Raw genomic sequence first — 16385 nt, forward strand, 5'->3', positions numbered from 1 at the left:
ACTCTTTTTTTTTTGCCCTAGACCAAGCTAAATCACCTCCCGCCTTAACAGTTTTGAAGAATTCCACAAATCCGGCATCTATGCTGCCAAACATCCCCCATGCAGCACAATCCTCATACATAGATTCCAAAGTAATTCGCATAACATACCTGTAAAAAACCTTAAGCTTGCATAAAGACACCTGCAAGCAAATCACCCTTCTAATTCTATTCGGTTCCACCATAGCCCGGAAACAAAAGAAGCAGGGAATGAAAATCATCCCTGCTTCTTTTAAGTTCGTTTTATCTAATAAAGGCTACTTCTGTCTCTTTTTCCGGTCGCCTTTCATAAAAGCCATTGGATTGTAGAAGATGTTGTCGCGCAAACGTGCCTGACGTGCCAGTCGCCAGTTCTCAACGTAAGTCAGCGCTTTGCGCAAGACATCGAAATAAAGGGCTACCATCAACACAAAAGTCAGAAGCCACATTACCCCAATATTAAATACAATCGTATCAATCCGCCAGTTGCCGATTAACTTATACGAGGCATAAAAATGAGCAGCTCCATTGTCATGAACCGGCCTGCGAAATATCGGCTCATCGCCCTGATAAATCCGATTATTGAACAAATAAGTTTTGTACGTGCTGTATTTATCCCGAACCAAGGCTTCCAGTTTTTTATTGGAATAGCGCATGCGAAAAGCATTCAGCTGCTCTTTGTCGCCATCAAAGCGATCGGCTAACTCCTGGTACTTATGTTCCAGTTCCCGTGACTTATCGGCATATTCCTGCTTGTAATTTTCTTGCGAGTGGTCGAGGTAACGATCCAAAACTGCTCCCTGTCTGGGTGTAAATTCCGAACTTCCAAGAGTGGCAAAGGCCATCGGTACCGAGTCATTCTGAGGCCCAACTTCCTCCATCAAATCCCCAAAGGAATTCTTAAGCAAAGGGACTAAAGAAGCTGCTTTTTCCTCATCATGCTGCTGGGTCAAACGTCGATAGGCTTCCAGGTATTTGCCAACCTCGGGCACCCAATAATAAGCCTTAAATCCCAAATCATTCTTGTCCTGTTCTTCCCTGAAAAACTCCTTACGATAAGCGTTGTTCTTAAATTGATTCACCGCCAACGCCTCATACGACCATCGTGACACCATCGCATCGCCAATCACAGGCGTGCGATCATAGCTACTCAAGGAAGCGTGCATCTTGTTAAAATCAATAATTACACCACTAAGCAACAGTTGTGGAACCAACATCAACGGAATTAGGATATAAATAGCTACCGCTGAATTTAAGCCCGCCGATAAGTTCAATCCCAACAAGTTGGCAAAGCAGGCCGTGGAAAACAAAATGGCCCAATTGGAAAAGGTGAGATCCCGTATTTCAAGCATGTAGTGCCCTATCAGCACGAAGGACAACACCTGAATGGCCGAAATCAGAAACAAGATGATTATTTTGGATGAAATATAGGCTCCACGGCTCAGGTTCAGGAATTCTTCCCGCTTAAGAATCCTTCGGTCTTTAAAGATCTCTTCAGCACTTATACTTAAACCAATAAACAAAGCCACGACCACACTCATAAATAAGAAAGCCGGCAGGTTATCATTATTGCCCAGCCAGTAAATTTTTTCGGCCGAAAACTTAGAGAAAAAACCAAGAATTACTGCCAGAATAGGAGCTTCGAGCAAGGCAATAGCCAGGTACTGCTTATTCGATCGCTTGGTCTCAAAGTCACGCTTAATAAACAATTTTAACTGACTAAACCAATCCGGAATTTTAAAATGAACCTCCGGGAAAACTTCCTTTTCAGCCGGATTCGTCTTCATGAAATCAATCACCCGCGGCTCCACATGTTTCTTATAGCGCTCATACCAATCTTCAGGTGATATTTTACGCCGACGAATACTTTTCCCGAACGGATTCACCATCCGGGTTTCAATAATGCGCAAAGGCTGTTCTGTCTTCACATTACCACAGCTCAAGCATTCACTTTCATCCGGATTGATATAACTCGCTTGATTTTTAAAGTACGTAATGGCATCCATGGGATTACCAAAGAAAACCACACGTCCGCCTTTATCCATCACAATCATGCGGTCAAACAACTTATAAAGGTCGCTCGAAGGCTGGTGAATATTAGCAAACACCAACCGGCCTTTCAGGCATTGCTTCTTCAACAAAAACATCACCTTTTCCGAATCGGCAGACGATAAACCCGAAGTTGGCTCATCGACAAACAAAATGGCCGGTTCGCGCATCAACTCAAGGGCAATATTCAAACGCTTACGCTGTCCGCCACTCAATATTTTTTTCAGCGGATTACCCACAACCAGGTCACGGGCCTCCACCAAATCAAAGTCGTTCAAGGCCTGATCAATCTTGGCTTCAATTTCCTCATCGTTCAGATCGCCAAAACAAAAACGGGCGTTAAACTCCAGGTTTTTGTATACGGTCAAATCCTCCAGCAGCAGGTCATCCTGCGGAACGTAACCAATCACCCCTTTCAGCAATTCCTCATTGCGCGGATCATGCAAATCGTATCCATTGATGGTGATCGTTCCGCTGTTGGGTTTCAGTTTGCCATTGAGTACGTTCAGCAAAGTGGTCTTCCCTACTCCACTTCCACCCAAAATACCCACTAAATCACCCGAACGCTCCTGAAAGCTCAGCGGATGAAGGCCATAATTCTTTCGGCTAAAGCGGTATTCAATATTTTCAACATTCAGTACAATTCGGGGTTTCCCCTTTTCCTGAATAAAGCGAGTCATCACACTGCTGTAATAGATGGGAATAATCCGGGAAGTTTTCAGAATAGCCCCGGGAGGAAATACATACAGCCGGTGCTGCATCAGCCGGTGTCCGTTCATGTAAAGGTTTCGTGGTCCCCAATACTTGAAAAAAAGCGTATTGATACTGGCTATACGAATTAACTCCAGCTCGACCTGCTGGTTCTCACGAAACAGGTGTTTAATTTCCTTGTCATGATACTCTTCGTTGCCGTTTACCACAAAGAGACAAGACTTGTCCTTTACCCGTTGAATGGAATAAAGGTAGAAGCGATACAGGTTATCATACTCCTTCGGGTTGATTTTGAGTCCACGGGCAACCAGGTTGACTGTTTTTAAATCATCAAGCGTAAATCCCCCTTCTTTTCGGATGAAATTCAGCAGCTGGGCAACAATCATGAACCGGGTTCCCAAATCAAACTGGCCTACAATGTCGTCACAAATCTGACTGAGGTAAGCCTTATTGATTATTTTCCGGCCATTGCCCTGCTGCTCATACAGAATGTCCCGATTGGTGATATGGTAGTGTTCAACAAACTCGAGGTAATGCTTATGATATATTTCAACCAGTTCGCGATTAAAATTCTCATGAAGAAACGATCCGACCAAATCCGATGAATTCTTTTTAGATTCTTCATCGTGGTAATCTGTAATGATCGCAAATAACCTGATCAGCGTTTCAATGATTCCTTCATACATAAGCCCATAGTTTATGAAAAAACGGATTTCTGCATTCCTGATTCAATAGCGGAACAACAAAAACCCGTTTTGTATTTTTACAAGTTAAAAGCGTTACTGCACAAACTTTGCCCTTACCGAAGTTAACAATTCGGTCAACTTAACAACTTGCTCTTTAGTCATCGATGTAGTTCCTTCCTCCAAGGCGTAAATAGCGTTTATGCTAACAATATCAGCATAAACATCAGCTAACAACTCTGAATCTTTGTATGTTTTCATCATGTTTTCCAACTTCAACAAAGGCTCTTTTTGAAACAGGATGGCCTCAATCAATTTTGGATTCTGGAAGGTATTTTCTGAAATATGTGTGGTCAAATACAAACCTTCAATCACCGTTCCGTAAAGTACCAGGTATGAAACTTCCGTTCTTCCTTGCTGGTTCAGATACGAATAAGCGTTTTGAAACATGTCGGTAATAATTTCAACCAATTGGTCTTTGTTATCCAGGTTGGCTTCAATTTTATCGGCCAAATCCTCATCAAAAGCCGAAGTTAAATCCAACTCGCGCACCAAGGTTTCGCTGGCTTTAAAATAAGCCTGAACATCTGACTTTTGGTTGTAAGTTGTAGCATAAGCCAGGTCAGCCGTATAAACCCCCAAATTAACAGCCCGCTCTTTTTCTGAAAAGTAGCTGCCTGCTTTTTCCGGATCGCTGGAAATTCCGACAATGTAGCTGGCCTCAATTTCGTTTAGCATATTGGCTACGTCGAAAGCTGAAGCGATGGGATATGAATATTCTTCAATTTCTTCTTTAATCGTCTCCTCAACAACCTTCGGATCTGCTTTTTTATCCTTTTTGCTGCCGGTACACGAGCTAAATCCGAAGGCAATCAAGCCTGAAAAAATAGCTAAAGAAACAAATTTGTATGTTCTTGTTTTTCTCATGTTTATGGTTTTTAATTATACGTTATTTTCTTCTTATTAAAGCCTGTTCTTCTTGGCGACACAAGTTCAAAAAAAACTCGTTTTAAAATTTTAAGCTAAAATAATATAAAATTGCTCGTAGTTGTATGAATTAACAATGATTTTTCAGTTAAATAATGCGCCCTTAGCCTTCTTCCGATACATCTTCAACCAGCCGTCAAATGGAGGACTCAGGCCAAACACACAACCTTGAGCTTAACAAACAAGAGCTTACGAAAGCTTCGAGCTGATCAGCTTGATAAATTCTTCACGCGTTGCCACGCGTTCAAAGGCCCCCGTAAAATCAGAGGTTGTTGTTATGGAATGCTGCTTTTGAATTCCCCGCATTTGCATGCACAGGTGCTGCGCTTCAATTACCACAGCAACCCCCAACGGATTCAGCGTTTCCTGAATACACTCCTTGATCTGCAAGGTTAAGCGCTCCTGTACCTGCAAGCGACGTGAAAAGGCATCAACAACCCGCGCAATTTTACTCAGCCCGGTAATGTAGCCGTTCGGAATGTAGCCGACATGAGCTTTTCCAATAAAAGGCAACATGTGGTGTTCGCACATCGAATAAATTTCAATGTCTTTCACAATAACCATTTGCTGGTAGTTCTCTTTAAACATTGCCGAACGAAGCATCGCCTCAGGATCCTGCTCATACCCCTGTAACAAAAACTGCATCGCTTTAGCTACCCGCAAAGGCGTCTTTTCCAAGCCTTCCCGACTAACATCTTCTCCCAGCAAACCAATGATCTCCCGGTAATGATCACGTATTTTCTCAGTACTCGGACCATCAAACTTTTCAATCCGTTGGTACCCGCTTTCTTTTCCGTTAAATGATTCTTCCATGTTAATATTTCGAGATGACAGGCCGGTTGCCTGTCGCAGTTCATTAGACAAAAGTATAAACTTATCTTATAAATTACCTGCTATCGTTTGACAAACCAGCCCAATGCTAAGGAACAATAACATTTCCGCTCCCAACAACCCAATTGAAAAAAACAATTGCCTTGGATTTTAGCTGTTCCAAAAACATGCTTCGTCAGAATGCCCAGACAATAAATATTATTTCAGCTAAACGTGGCAATATTTGAACATTTCTTAAGTTTGACTTTTAAACATACCAAGCGTATTACTAATTTTGCCCTATGATTGTTGTTACCGGAGCTGCAGGATTTATTGGAAGTTACTTAACTGGAAAACTCAACCAGTTAGGCTATGAAGACCTCATTTTAGTCGACAAGTTTAACGATCCGCTGAAGATATCCAACTACATTTCGAAAACCTACACCCGCTTGATTGACCGGGATGATTTTTTCAAATGGCTTGAAAACAACCACGCGCAAGTTCAACACATCATTCACCTGGGCGCCCGCACCGACACCATCGGACAGGAAGAAGAAATCTACACCCAACTCAATTTGGAATACTCTAAACAAATTTGGAACAGCTGTATTCGATTTGATTTGCCGCTGATTTATGCTTCTTCAGCTTCAACTTACGGAAATGGGGAATTGGGATTTGATGACCGACACAGTCTGACCAGCCGATTTAAACCCTTAAATTACTATGCCCAGTCCAAACACGATTTTGACTTGTGGGCTTTGGAGGAAAAGCAAGCTCCCCGGTTTTGGGTTGGATTGAAGTTTTTCAACGTCTTTGGCCCTAACGAATACCACAAAGGGCGCATGGCATCGGTCGTCTACCAAGCGTTTCAGCGCATAAGTGAGACAGGCGAAATGACGCTTTTTCGCTCGCACCATCCCGATTATGCCGATGGAGAGCAAGCCAGAGACTTTATTTACGTTGAAGATGTGGCCCAGGTCATTCTGCATTTCATGAACAAGCAAACTTCTTCCGGCATTTACAATGTAGGCACCGGAGTTGCCCGCAGTTTCCTCGACTTAACGCAATGCGTATTTCGGGCGATGAACGTAAAGGAGCAAATCCGGTTTGTGGACACGCCTGCGGATATTCGCAACAATTACCAGTATTACACCTGTGCAAAAACCGACAAACTTCGACAAGCAGGTTATAACAAACCTTTTACGGCTTTAGAGAATGCAATTGAGGAATACATCAATGCGTTTCTGAGAGCTGAGTTCTGTTACTAACCCCCTTTCAAAAAACAAATTTGACTACGCAAACGGCTTAATGATCGCGTGTAAACACCCAGTTTTTTCCTTTGGAAAGTTCGTTGTTGAAATAATAACCATCAAGATCGAAAGCTTTCAAGTCTTCCGGATTCGAGATATTGTTTTGCACGATAAAACGGCTCATTAAACCACGTGCTTTTTTGGCGTAGAAAGAAATGATTTTGTACTTCCCGTTCTTCAAATCCTTAAAGGCCGGGCTTATAATTTCCCCTTCGATTTTTTTCGGATCAACAGCTTTGAAATATTCATTTGAAGCCAGGTTAACCAGCACACCAGTATTTTTTTTCAACTCGCTATTGATGGCCTGACTTATTTTTGACTGCCAAAACTCATACAAGTTTGTACCGCCGTCAATGCCAAATTTCGTACCCATTTCCAGTCGGTAAGGCTGAATCAAATCCAGCGGTTTTAGCACACCATAAAGCCCGGAAAGAATCCGAATTTTTTCCTGAGCCACTTCAAAATCCCTCTCAGAAAAATGACTGGCATCCAGCCCCTGGTACACATCGCCGGTAAAAGCCAATATGGCTTGTTTGGCATTGTCCGGTGTGAACGGTGTTTTCCAGGTCTGATTCCGCTCAAAATTAAGTTCTCCCAGCTTATCCGAAATGCTCATCAACTGAGACAAATCATTGGGCGAAAGCTTCCTCAGTTCCTTATTAATTTGCCGGGCTTCTTTTAAGAAGACCGGCTGTGAATATTTATCGGTTACCGATTTGGATTCAAAATCCAAGGACTTGGCTGGAGAAATAAGTATGAGCATAATTTCAGTTTTTTGTGCATTTAAAACAAGCCAAAAATCAAAATGTTTAGCTATTTCAGCTCAAGTAAAACCACATTTTCCACGTGATGCGTGTGTGGGAACATATCCACCGGCTGAATTTTCACCACCTGGTATTTCTCGTCCAGCAGAGCCAGGTCGCGGGCCTGTGACGCCGGATTACAACTAACATAAACAATTTTCTGCGGAGCAACCGTTAAGATGGTTTTAACCACATCCTCGTGCATTCCGGCTCTTGGCGGGTCGGTAATGATTACTTCCGGCTGCCCGTTTTCAGCAATAAACGCCTCATTTAACACAGCCTTCATGTCGCCTGCATAAAAAGAAGTATTGTCAATACCGTTAATTTCAGAATTGATTTTGGCATCCTCAATGGCTTCCGGTACATACTCCACGCCCACCACTTTTTTGGCTTTCGATGCCACAAAATTAGCGATGGTTCCTGTGCCGGTGTACAAGTCATACACCACCTCATCACCAGTCAGATTCGCAAAACCGCGGGCTACCTTATACAATTCGTAGGCTTGTTCTGAGTTGGTTTGATAAAAACTTTTGGGCCCTATTTTAAAACGTAGCCCTTCCATTTCCTCAAAAATATGATCGCGCCCACGATACGTAATAATCTCCTGGTCGGTAATGGTATCGTTTCCTTTGGTATTGATCACATACATGAGCGAAGTTAAATCCGGAAATTCCGAAGCAATGGCGTTCAGCAAACCTTCCCGCTTTTCAACATCTTCCTGGTAAAAAGCCAGAATCAGCATGGTTTCACCCGTTGAAGCGGTACGTACAATCATGTTGCGAAGAAAGCCCTCCTGGTTGCGGATATCAAAAAACGCCAATCCGTGCTCCAAGGCATAAGCCCGAACAAAGTTGCGGATTTGGTTCGACGGATCAGGCTGCAGCCAGCACTTTTCAACATCCACAATTTTATCGAACATGCGGGGAATATGGAAGCCCAGCGCATTCATTGCTTCAGGCTCTTCTTCGGCATCCATCTCGTCCTTGGTCATCCAGCGTTTGTTTGAAAAACTAAACTCCAGTTTATTCCGATAAAAGGTGTCTTTTGACGATCCCATGATGGGCATGATCTCAGGCAACTCCACCCGTGCCAGCCGTTGAAGCTGATCCACGACTTGTTTCTGCTTGTAAAAAAGCTGCTTTTCATACGGTAAAAACTGCCATTTACAACCTCCACAAATTCCAAAGTAAGCACAAAAAGCCTCGACACGGTCGGCTGATTTTTCATGCACGTGCATTACCCGGGCCTCTTCATAACTTTTACGTTTTTTAGTAACCTGTAGGTCAACAACATCACCCGGAATAACGTGGGTTGTGAAAACAACTTTCTCATTTACACGTGCAATGGCTTTCCCTTCAGCACCAATATCCGTTATTGTAACTTGCTCATAAAAAGGCTTTTTTCTGCGGCTTCGTCCCATGATCTCATCTATATTTTCTGCAAAAATAGAAAAATGAATGACACTCCAAGCTTGGATTCTTTGCAGACTTGAGCAGAATCCCCGGAAAACCTCTCAAAGTTCGTGGATGAAGCCTTTGTTTGAAGGAGGATTACTCTCCAAAAAACATGGAAGTAAGCCCACTCTGTACAGCGAAACAGAATAAACCGAAATTTTCAGCGGGATTGTCTTATCTTTGCACCTCAATTTTCGAATAATTATGATTTCAGTTGATCAGTTAGTTGTCAGTTTTGGCGGATTTGAGCTATTAAAAAAGATTTCGTTTTTAATCACCCCCAAGGACCGGATTGGTCTGGCCGGGAAAAACGGGGCGGGAAAATCCACCCTGTTAAAAATGATTGCCGGGCATCAGCTTCCCAGCGAAGGCTCGGTGGTTGTACCCAAAGACATCCGGGTAGGTTACCTTCCCCAGCACATGAATGTTGCGGACAACCAAAGCGTGTTTGAAGAGGCCAAAACCGCCTTTGATGAAATCCTTCAAATTAAAAACCAAATTGACCACATCAACCATCAAATTTCTACCCGCGAGGATTACGAGTCGGACGAATACATGAACCTGATTACGCAGGTTACCGAACTCAACGATCGGTACCACCTGGTTGGCGGGGTTAATTTTGAAGCGGAAATTGAACAAACCCTTTTGGGGCTGGGATTCAAGCGAAGTGATTTTACACGAGCGACATCGGAATTCAGCGGAGGTTGGCGAATGCGAATCGAACTGGCCAAAATCTTATTGAAAAAGCCGGATGTCTTCCTTCTGGATGAGCCGACCAACCATCTTGACATTGAATCCATTCAATGGCTGGAAGACTTCCTGAAAGTGTATCCCGGAGCGGTAGTGTTGGTTTCGCACGACCGGGCCTTTTTGGATGCCGTAACCAACCGGACCATCGAAATTTCACTGGGAAAAATATACGATTACAAAGCCAACTACTCGCGCTACCTTATTTTACGGCAAGAAAACCGCGAAACTCAGCTGGCTGCCTATAAAAATCAGCAAAAACTGATTGAAGACACCGAAAAGTTTATTGAGCGTTTTCGGTACAAAGCAACCAAAGCTGTTCAGGTTCAATCGCGGACTAAAATGCTCGAAAAGCTGGATCGCATTGAGATTGAAGAAGAAGACAACTCGCGCCTGAATATTCGCTTTCAGCCGCCCGAACGCTCCGGAACCATCGTTGCTGAATGCAAGCACCTGACCAAAAAATACGGGGACTTGCTCGTTCTGGATGACATTCACCTGATGATAGAACGGGGTGAAAAAGTAGCCTTTGTGGGTAAAAACGGAGAAGGAAAGACAACCCTGGCCCGCATCATTCTAAACGAACTGGAATACCAGGGAAACATGAAAATAGGCCACAATGTGAAAATTGGCTATTTCGCACAGGATCAGGCTCAACGTTTGGATGAAAACCTGACTGTTCTGGAAATCATCGACCAGATTGCCGTAGGCGATATTCGGACAAAAATCAGGGATATCCTTGGTGCCTTTATGTTTTCGGGCGAAGATGTTGAGAAAAAAGTGAAAGTGCTTTCCGGTGGAGAACGCTCGCGGCTCGCCATGATCCGCCTGATGCTGGAACCAGTGAACTTTCTGGTGATGGACGAACCGACCAACCACCTCGACATCCGCTCAAAAGAAATGCTCAAGCAGGCTTTGGCCAGCTATGAAGGAACTGTCTTGGTTGTATCGCACGACCGGGAATTTTTGGATGGCCTGGTGAATTGTATTTACGAGTTTAAAGACCGAAAGATCAAACAACACCTCGGAGGCATTTACGAGTTTCTGCGCCGAAAAAAGCTGGACTCCATGAAGGAACTGGAGCGCAAAGACCGAAGCAATCCGGTTGCTGACAAGAAAGAAAAAACGCAGTCTGTTGAAAATAAACTGAGCTACGAAGAACGTAAAGAGATCAACAAAAATATCAGCCGGCTGGAAAAGCAAATTGCACAGGCAGAAGAAACCATCACCGAGATGGAAGCTAAGCTGGAAGAATTCGACTTAAAAATGGCTCAACCGGAAAACATCAACGATTCCGACATTTTTGAACAATACGATCAGTTAAAAACCAGGCTGGAGCAAGTGATGCACGAATGGGAAGCCAACCTGGAGGAATATGAATCTTTGAAACTACAAAAAACATGGTAAACATGAACCGACCACAAAAAAATACCGATGACTTTATTTTTGGCATCCGTGCCGTTATTGAAGCCATCGACTCAGGAAAAGAAGTTGAAAAAATACTGATCAAAAAAGGATTAGGCGGAGAGCTGTTCAAGGAACTTTTCGAAAAAATCAAAGAAAACCAGGTTCCGTTTCAATATGTTCCTCAGGAAAAGATCAACCGGGTTACCCGCAAAAACCACCAAGGCGTATTGGCCTTTATTTCGCCGGTAACATTTTATGATGTGGAGAATTTCCTGCCCGGGCTGTTTGAGGCCGGTAAAAACCCATTGATTCTTGTACTTGATCAGGTGACAGATGTGCGAAACTTTGGAGCGATTGTACGAACGGCTGAATGCGCCGGAGTGGATGCGGTTCTGATTCCTGAAAAAGGTGCGGCCCGAATCAACGCCGATGCAGTAAAAACATCAGCCGGCGCCTTGCACTTGGTGCCTATTTGCCGAACCAAAGACCTGAAGAAGAGTGTCCTTTTCCTCAAGGAATCCGGTTTGAAAATTGCGGCTGCCACGGAAAAGTCATCAGACAACTATACCCAAGCCGACCTGACGGGGCCAACAGCCATTGTGATGGGTTCAGAGGAGCGGGGAATTGAAAAGCAAATTTTGAATTTAGCCGATGCGCAGGTCCAAATTCCAATTCTTGGAAAGATCGAATCGTTAAATGTATCTGTCGCAGCCGGCTTATTGGTCTATGAAGCTGTCAGGCAGCGGCTTCATCATTCATGAATCGGCACCTGACGCTTAAAGGTTTCTTCCAAGGAAATAAAAGTTTCCGTACTTGATATTCCGGGAATTTTCTGCATCTTGTCACTTAAAACCTCTTTGAGGTGTTCATTATCACGGGCATACACTTTTACAAAAATAGCGTACTGCCCCGTGGTATAGTGGCATTCAACAATTTCCGGAATATCCTGAAGTTGCTTGGCAACATCTTCGTAAAATCCTCCCTTTTCAAGGAACACCCCCACATAAGTGCAGGTTTTGTAATCCACCTTCTTCGGATCAATGTGGTAGCCCGAACCGGTTATCACCTTCATCTCAATCATCCGGTTGACGCGTTGATGAACAGCAGCACGTGAGATCCCCACCTCTGCAGCAACATCCTTAAAAGGAATCCGTGCATTTTTAGTTATAATGTCCAGAATGTGTAAATCAATCTGGTCCAAGTTGTTTCGTAGTGTCATATTCTATCTTCTGACTTAATTTATTGCGCCCAAAAGTACGCATTTTTTAGCAGATAGTTTAATTACAGGTGCCCAATCATTCAAAATGAAAATAAACCGTTTCAAACTCACGGAACTACCTTTGCAAAATCCATTCTCAAGCAAGGCAAACCAAAGGAATAAGATGCCCACGACTGATCAATTCTTCCAAACAAAAAAGACTCCCATAATTGGGAGCCTTTCATCTATACGAATCTATCTAAAATGATCTTCAACTAAAGGACAGGCACCAACCTTAGAATTTTTCCAGGGTTCTCAATCGCCACATAAACATAGCCATCCGGGCTCATCTCCACATTCCGAACACGGCCAATTCCCTCCAGTAGTTTTTCCTGATGCGTAACCTCGCCACCTTCCATCACCACGCGCTCAACATACATAAAACGCAGCGAGCCAACCAAAATATTGTTTTTCCAGTTTTCATACCGGTTTCCTTTCACAAAAGTGGTTCCGCAAGGAGCGATGGACGGTACCCAATAAGTTACCGGCTGCTCCATCCCCTCTTTCTCGGTCAGCTCGGTAAAAGTGGTTCCATCGTAATTGATTCCATAAGAAATGACAGGCCAGCCATAATTCCGTCCGGGCTTGATCAGGTTCAGCTCATCGCCACCACGTGGGCCATGCTCTGTTTCCCAAATCTCGCCAGTTTCCGGATCCATGCAAGTACCTTGAGGATTGCGATGTCCGTACGAATAAATACTGCGCATGGCGTTGGGCGTATCGATAAATGGGTTGTCTTCGGGAATAGCTCCGTCATCATAAATCCGGTGTATCTTACCACTGTGATTACTTAAACTTTGTGGGTTTACATCACGGCTTCCGCGATCGCCAATGCCAAAAAATAAATAGCCATCCTTGTCAAACTCCAGCTTACAGCCCCAGTGATGCCCCTTGTTGGAATCAGGCGTTCCGTTAAAAATAACTTCCTGATCTACCAGCTGATTTCCGTTAAGCCGGGCACGCATCACATTGGTGCAACCTTCCTCGCGGTTATCATCGGCATAGCCGGAATATGAAATATAGAGCCAGCCATTTTCCTCATAATCAGGGTGCAGCTCCAGGTCCATCAGTCCCCCCTGCCCTTTCACCATAATTTCAGGCAAGCCGGATATTTCCTGCAACTCATCATTGGTAAAACGGAAAAGCTTTGCCGAGCGCTCAGCAATCAACAAGTCGCCATTGGGAAGAAACTCCAGGCCCCAGGGAACTGCTAAACCGGAGACCACTGTGTCAACCAAAAAGTTTTGCACTTCAGACTTCACCACTTGATTGCCGGAGAGAGCCGGTTTCAAGCTTGCTTTATCCTCCGGAATACCTGCCTTCACATATTCGGCAAGTGCCGAAATCTCTTCGGTGGAAAAGGTGGCTTCAAAGCCCGGCATCCCCATTTCCTCCTGGCCAAAAGTAATGCTGTGAACAATGGCGACATTGTCTTCGCCATACATCCAGTCTTTATCTTCAAATTTTTCAAGCTGATTGCCGTGACATCCGGCACAGTAGTTTTGATAATTTTCTGCAGCCTGTTTCATCTGCTGTTCGCTGTGCTGGCCGTTGCCCACCGAGCAACTTCCAAACAAAAAAAGCAAAGCAAGCAACGAAACAGAAAATTTAGGTACGTTTTGATTCATTTTTTTAGCGCTTTAAGTTTTCATTCATCCCAACAACAATTGGCCTAAAAAGTTAGTGCTTTTGTTGCAATTTTCAGGACTATTTAGTTGATATTAATCAAGCTATACCCGCACTACGAACTTATTTTACCCAAAACGTCAAACAAACAGGTTCCGGAATCTCAAGATTTTGCCCGGTATAGCTAAGCGCTCCGGTTGCCGGATCCACCTGAAAGACACTCACATTGTTACTCTTCTGATTGGCTACCAACAGAAAACGTCCATCAGGCGACAGCGCAAAATTACGTGGCCAGTCTCCCTGAACTGGCTCTGTTTCCTGCAACTTCAGCGTGCCATCATCATTTCTGGAAAAAACAGCAATGGAGTTGTGCCCACGATTTGAACTGTACACAAACTGCCCATCGGCACTCACATGAATATCAGCTCCGTAGCTGATTCCCTCAAAGCCCTCAGGCAAAGCCGACACACTTTGAATCCGCTCAAACGTTTCGCCATCTTTTGCCAGAACACTCACTTCTGAATTCAACTCGTTCATCACATAGATGAACTGCCCGTCAGGAGCAAAAGCGAAATGACGGGGTCCTGCCCCTGACGTCATGGCCACATAAGCCTGTTCGGCAGGTTCAAACTGCCCGGCACCTTTATCATACCGGTAAAACTCCAGCTTGTCGGTTCCCAAATCTGCTGAGATCAACAGCTCGCCGGAAGAGTCAAATAAGGCAGAATGCGCATAAGGCGCAGTTTGCCGGATCGAGTCCTTCCCCGAACCAACATGTTGAATTTGCTGAAACGAGTCGTTTAACCGGCCATCGTTTTCTACCCGAAAAAAACTCAAACTACCACTGCTGTAATTGGAAGCTACCACAAACCTGCCATCGGGCGAAACCGTCACATGACACGGGTGATACCCTTTTGTTGCTTTCTGATTTAATTTTTCAAGCTCACCCGACTTCCCAATCCGGTAAGCGGTTACCGAACCACTATCAATCTGCGGGCTTTCCTTCACCTCCGAAACCGCATACAAGTAGTTTTGATCTGGCGAAAGAGCCAAAAATGAGGGATTTTCGCGATTGGGAGTCACAAATTTCGACAACAGCTGTCCGGTTTCGCTGTCAAAACGGTAACAATAAATTCCTTCGCTATCGCCTCCAGTGTAGGTTCCAACATACAAGAGGGTTTCTTTGGGTGAATTACACGAAACCAATAAAATGGTTATCAACACAATAAACAGCAGTGAATTTTTCATAGAGATATTTTTTGAAGTCAAACTAAATGGTCCAATGCCTTGTTAAATGATTTAGAATTAAACTTTAAAATAACAGAAATGAACCTAAAAAAAACATTTATCGGTGTATTAATTTTATTTTTTTCACTGAATAGTTACAGCCAAAAATTGGTTGAAGTTTGGCGCACAGGCCCAAACATGAAAACTCCTGAATCGGTTTATTATGATTCCAACAATGACCTGATTTATGTGGCCAACATCAATGACAACCCGTCAGAAAAAGATGGTAACGGGTTCATCAGTCAGCTGAATCCCGATGGAACGGTCAAAAAAATGGAATGGGTAACAGGCCTGAGTGCCCCAAAGGGCATGGCCGTCTTCGAAGGTAAACTTTATGTTTCGGACATCGACGAACTGGTTGAAATTGATATCGACAAAGCAAAAATAATCAACCGCTATCCGGCTCCGGGAGCCATTTTCCTGAATGATGTTGCCGCCTGTGGCAACGGAACCATCTTTGTAAGCGACAGCCGGACCAATAAAATCCATGCCCTCTCAAACGGTAAGTTCGAGGTTTGGAAAGAAGGAGATGAGCTGGAGGGGATCAATGGTCTGTACACCGAAGATGGGAAGCTATACATTGGCTCTCAGAAAATTCAGGTGGCCGATGTTAAAAGTAAAAAGTTGAGCACGTTGCAAACCGACTGTCAGGGCGTTGACGGGCTGGAAAAAGACAATGAAGGCAACTTTGTGTTTTCCAACTGGCCCGGACGCATTTTCTACCTGGAAGATGGACAGTTAACCAAACTTTGGGATTCAACAGCGGATAAAATCAATACTGCCGATGTGTTTTTTGCCAAGGAACTAAACCTGCTGTTGGTGCCAACCTTTTTCGACAACCAAGTGGTTGCGTATAAGATTGAAAAATGATACCTTGATGGCTAATCCCAAAGTCAAATTAACCAACGAACTCAAAAAAACAACAAATTATGCCTAAAGGAAAAATAGCCGCAAAAAGTCCGATCATGATGGAAATGCAACCGGGAACCTACTACTGGTGTGCCTGTGGAAAAAGCAACAACCAACCATTTTGTGACGGCTCACACAAAGGCAGTGAATTCACGCCTAAAGAAGTCAAAATTGAAGAAGTACAATCGGTTTTTTGGTGCCGCTGCAAACAAACCAGCAACCCTCCCTTTTGCGATGGGTCGCACAACGACCTGTAAAAATGCAGCATAAATCCCAAAGCAGTCTAACGGAATTTTAAAGATCAGGCAGGCTGCTTTGGGACAATTC

General features: G+C 43.9%; 13 protein-coding genes. 5 read left to right on the forward strand and 8 right to left on the reverse strand.

Annotated elements, in window-relative coordinates:
• Positions 1-295 precede the first annotated feature (295 nt).
• The 3 genes from ACRD6K_RS04695 to folE form a co-directional block, all read right to left on the reverse strand.
• Complete coding sequence (locus tag ACRD6K_RS04695) at positions 296-3463, reverse strand: ATP-binding cassette domain-containing protein (protein ID WP_430972264.1); 3168 nt, start codon at positions 3461-3463, stop codon at positions 296-298.
• Between the two features lie 93 nt (positions 3464-3556).
• Positions 3557-4387, reverse strand: a complete 831-nt coding sequence (locus ACRD6K_RS04700; RefSeq protein ID WP_299582251.1) for a hypothetical protein — start codon at positions 4385-4387, stop codon at positions 3557-3559.
• A 249-nt stretch (positions 4388-4636) separates the two neighbouring features.
• A complete protein-coding gene (gene folE / locus ACRD6K_RS04705; RefSeq protein ID WP_299582248.1) occupies positions 4637-5260 on the reverse strand; it encodes a GTP cyclohydrolase I FolE in 624 nt (207 codons plus the stop codon).
• 299 nt (positions 5261-5559) lie between these two features.
• On the opposite strand from folE, the gene rfaD reads away from it, so the two are divergent.
• Complete coding sequence (rfaD, locus tag ACRD6K_RS04710) at positions 5560-6525, forward strand: ADP-glyceromanno-heptose 6-epimerase (protein WP_430972265.1); 966 nt, start codon at positions 5560-5562, stop codon at positions 6523-6525.
• A 37-nt stretch (positions 6526-6562) separates the two neighbouring features.
• Here the strand turns inward: rfaD and yaaA are convergent, their stop codons facing one another.
• Both yaaA and rlmD read right to left on the reverse strand, forming a co-directional pair.
• Complete coding sequence (yaaA, locus tag ACRD6K_RS04715; protein WP_430972266.1) at positions 6563-7330, reverse strand: peroxide stress protein YaaA; 768 nt, start codon at positions 7328-7330, stop codon at positions 6563-6565.
• 50 nt (positions 7331-7380) lie between these two features.
• Positions 7381-8790: a 23S rRNA (uracil(1939)-C(5))-methyltransferase RlmD gene (gene rlmD / locus ACRD6K_RS04720; protein WP_430972267.1), complete on the reverse strand. Its 1410-nt coding sequence runs from the start codon at positions 8788-8790 to the stop codon at positions 7381-7383.
• Positions 8791-9028: 238 nt separating this feature from the next.
• Between rlmD and ACRD6K_RS04725 the strand changes: the two genes are divergently transcribed.
• Together ACRD6K_RS04725 and rlmB are read left to right on the forward strand one after the other, a co-directional pair.
• On the forward strand, positions 9029-10978 hold the full coding sequence (locus ACRD6K_RS04725; RefSeq protein WP_430972268.1) for an ABC-F family ATP-binding cassette domain-containing protein: 1950 nt from the start codon (positions 9029-9031) through the stop codon (positions 10976-10978).
• Between the two features lie 2 nt (positions 10979-10980).
• Entirely contained in the window at positions 10981-11739 is a 759-nt protein-coding gene (gene rlmB, locus ACRD6K_RS04730) for a 23S rRNA (guanosine(2251)-2'-O)-methyltransferase RlmB (RefSeq protein ID WP_299582233.1), read from the forward strand.
• Here rlmB and ACRD6K_RS04735 read toward each other — a convergent pair.
• From ACRD6K_RS04735 to ACRD6K_RS04745, 3 genes are all read right to left on the reverse strand, one after another.
• A complete protein-coding gene (locus ACRD6K_RS04735; protein ID WP_299582230.1) occupies positions 11730-12197 on the reverse strand; it encodes an Lrp/AsnC family transcriptional regulator in 468 nt (155 codons plus the stop codon). The two genes, rlmB and ACRD6K_RS04735, sit on opposite strands and share 10 nt — an antisense overlap.
• A 254-nt stretch (positions 12198-12451) precedes the next feature.
• Complete coding sequence (locus tag ACRD6K_RS04740; RefSeq protein WP_430972269.1) at positions 12452-13864, reverse strand: PQQ-dependent sugar dehydrogenase; 1413 nt, start codon at positions 13862-13864, stop codon at positions 12452-12454.
• 121 nt (positions 13865-13985) lie between these two features.
• Positions 13986-15110, reverse strand: coding sequence for a lactonase family protein (locus tag ACRD6K_RS04745; protein ID WP_430972270.1), 1125 nt, complete (start codon positions 15108-15110; stop codon positions 13986-13988).
• Positions 15111-15188: 78 nt separating this feature from the next.
• On the opposite strand from ACRD6K_RS04745, the gene ACRD6K_RS04750 reads away from it, so the two are divergent.
• Complete coding sequence (locus ACRD6K_RS04750; RefSeq protein ID WP_430972271.1) at positions 15189-16019, forward strand: NHL repeat-containing protein; 831 nt, start codon at positions 15189-15191, stop codon at positions 16017-16019.
• Positions 16020-16078: 59 nt separating this feature from the next.
• On the forward strand, positions 16079-16315 hold the full coding sequence (locus tag ACRD6K_RS04755) for a CDGSH iron-sulfur domain-containing protein (protein ID WP_430972272.1): 237 nt from the start codon (positions 16079-16081) through the stop codon (positions 16313-16315).
• Positions 16316-16385: the final 70 nt, after the last annotated feature.

Source organism: Sunxiuqinia rutila (assembly GCF_050589705.1).
GTDB lineage: Bacteria > Bacteroidota > Bacteroidia > Bacteroidales > Prolixibacteraceae > Sunxiuqinia > Sunxiuqinia rutila.

Excerpts from the sequence above, each read along its gene's own strand:
- ACRD6K_RS04695 (WP_430972264.1), bottom strand. The coding sequence starts at position 3,463 with ATGTATGAAGGAATCATTGAAACGCTGATCAGGTTATTTGCGATCATT.
- ACRD6K_RS04700 (WP_299582251.1), bottom strand. The coding sequence starts at position 4,387 with ATGAGAAAAACAAGAACATACAAATTTGTTTCTTTAGCTATTTTTTCA.
- folE (WP_299582248.1), bottom strand. The coding sequence starts at position 5,260 with ATGGAAGAATCATTTAACGGAAAAGAAAGCGGGTACCAACGGATTGAA.
- rfaD (WP_430972265.1), top strand. The coding sequence starts at position 5,560 with ATGATTGTTGTTACCGGAGCTGCAGGATTTATTGGAAGTTACTTAACT.
- yaaA (WP_430972266.1), bottom strand. The coding sequence starts at position 7,330 with ATGCTCATACTTATTTCTCCAGCCAAGTCCTTGGATTTTGAATCCAAA.
- rlmD (WP_430972267.1), bottom strand. The coding sequence starts at position 8,790 with ATGGGACGAAGCCGCAGAAAAAAGCCTTTTTATGAGCAAGTTACAATA.
- ACRD6K_RS04725 (WP_430972268.1), top strand. The coding sequence starts at position 9,029 with ATGATTTCAGTTGATCAGTTAGTTGTCAGTTTTGGCGGATTTGAGCTA.
- rlmB (WP_299582233.1), top strand. The coding sequence starts at position 10,981 with ATGAACCGACCACAAAAAAATACCGATGACTTTATTTTTGGCATCCGT.
- ACRD6K_RS04735 (WP_299582230.1), bottom strand. The coding sequence starts at position 12,197 with ATGACACTACGAAACAACTTGGACCAGATTGATTTACACATTCTGGAC.
- ACRD6K_RS04740 (WP_430972269.1), bottom strand. The coding sequence starts at position 13,864 with ATGAATCAAAACGTACCTAAATTTTCTGTTTCGTTGCTTGCTTTGCTT.
- ACRD6K_RS04745 (WP_430972270.1), bottom strand. The coding sequence starts at position 15,110 with ATGAAAAATTCACTGCTGTTTATTGTGTTGATAACCATTTTATTGGTT.
- ACRD6K_RS04750 (WP_430972271.1), top strand. The coding sequence starts at position 15,189 with ATGAACCTAAAAAAAACATTTATCGGTGTATTAATTTTATTTTTTTCA.
- ACRD6K_RS04755 (WP_430972272.1), top strand. The coding sequence starts at position 16,079 with ATGCCTAAAGGAAAAATAGCCGCAAAAAGTCCGATCATGATGGAAATG.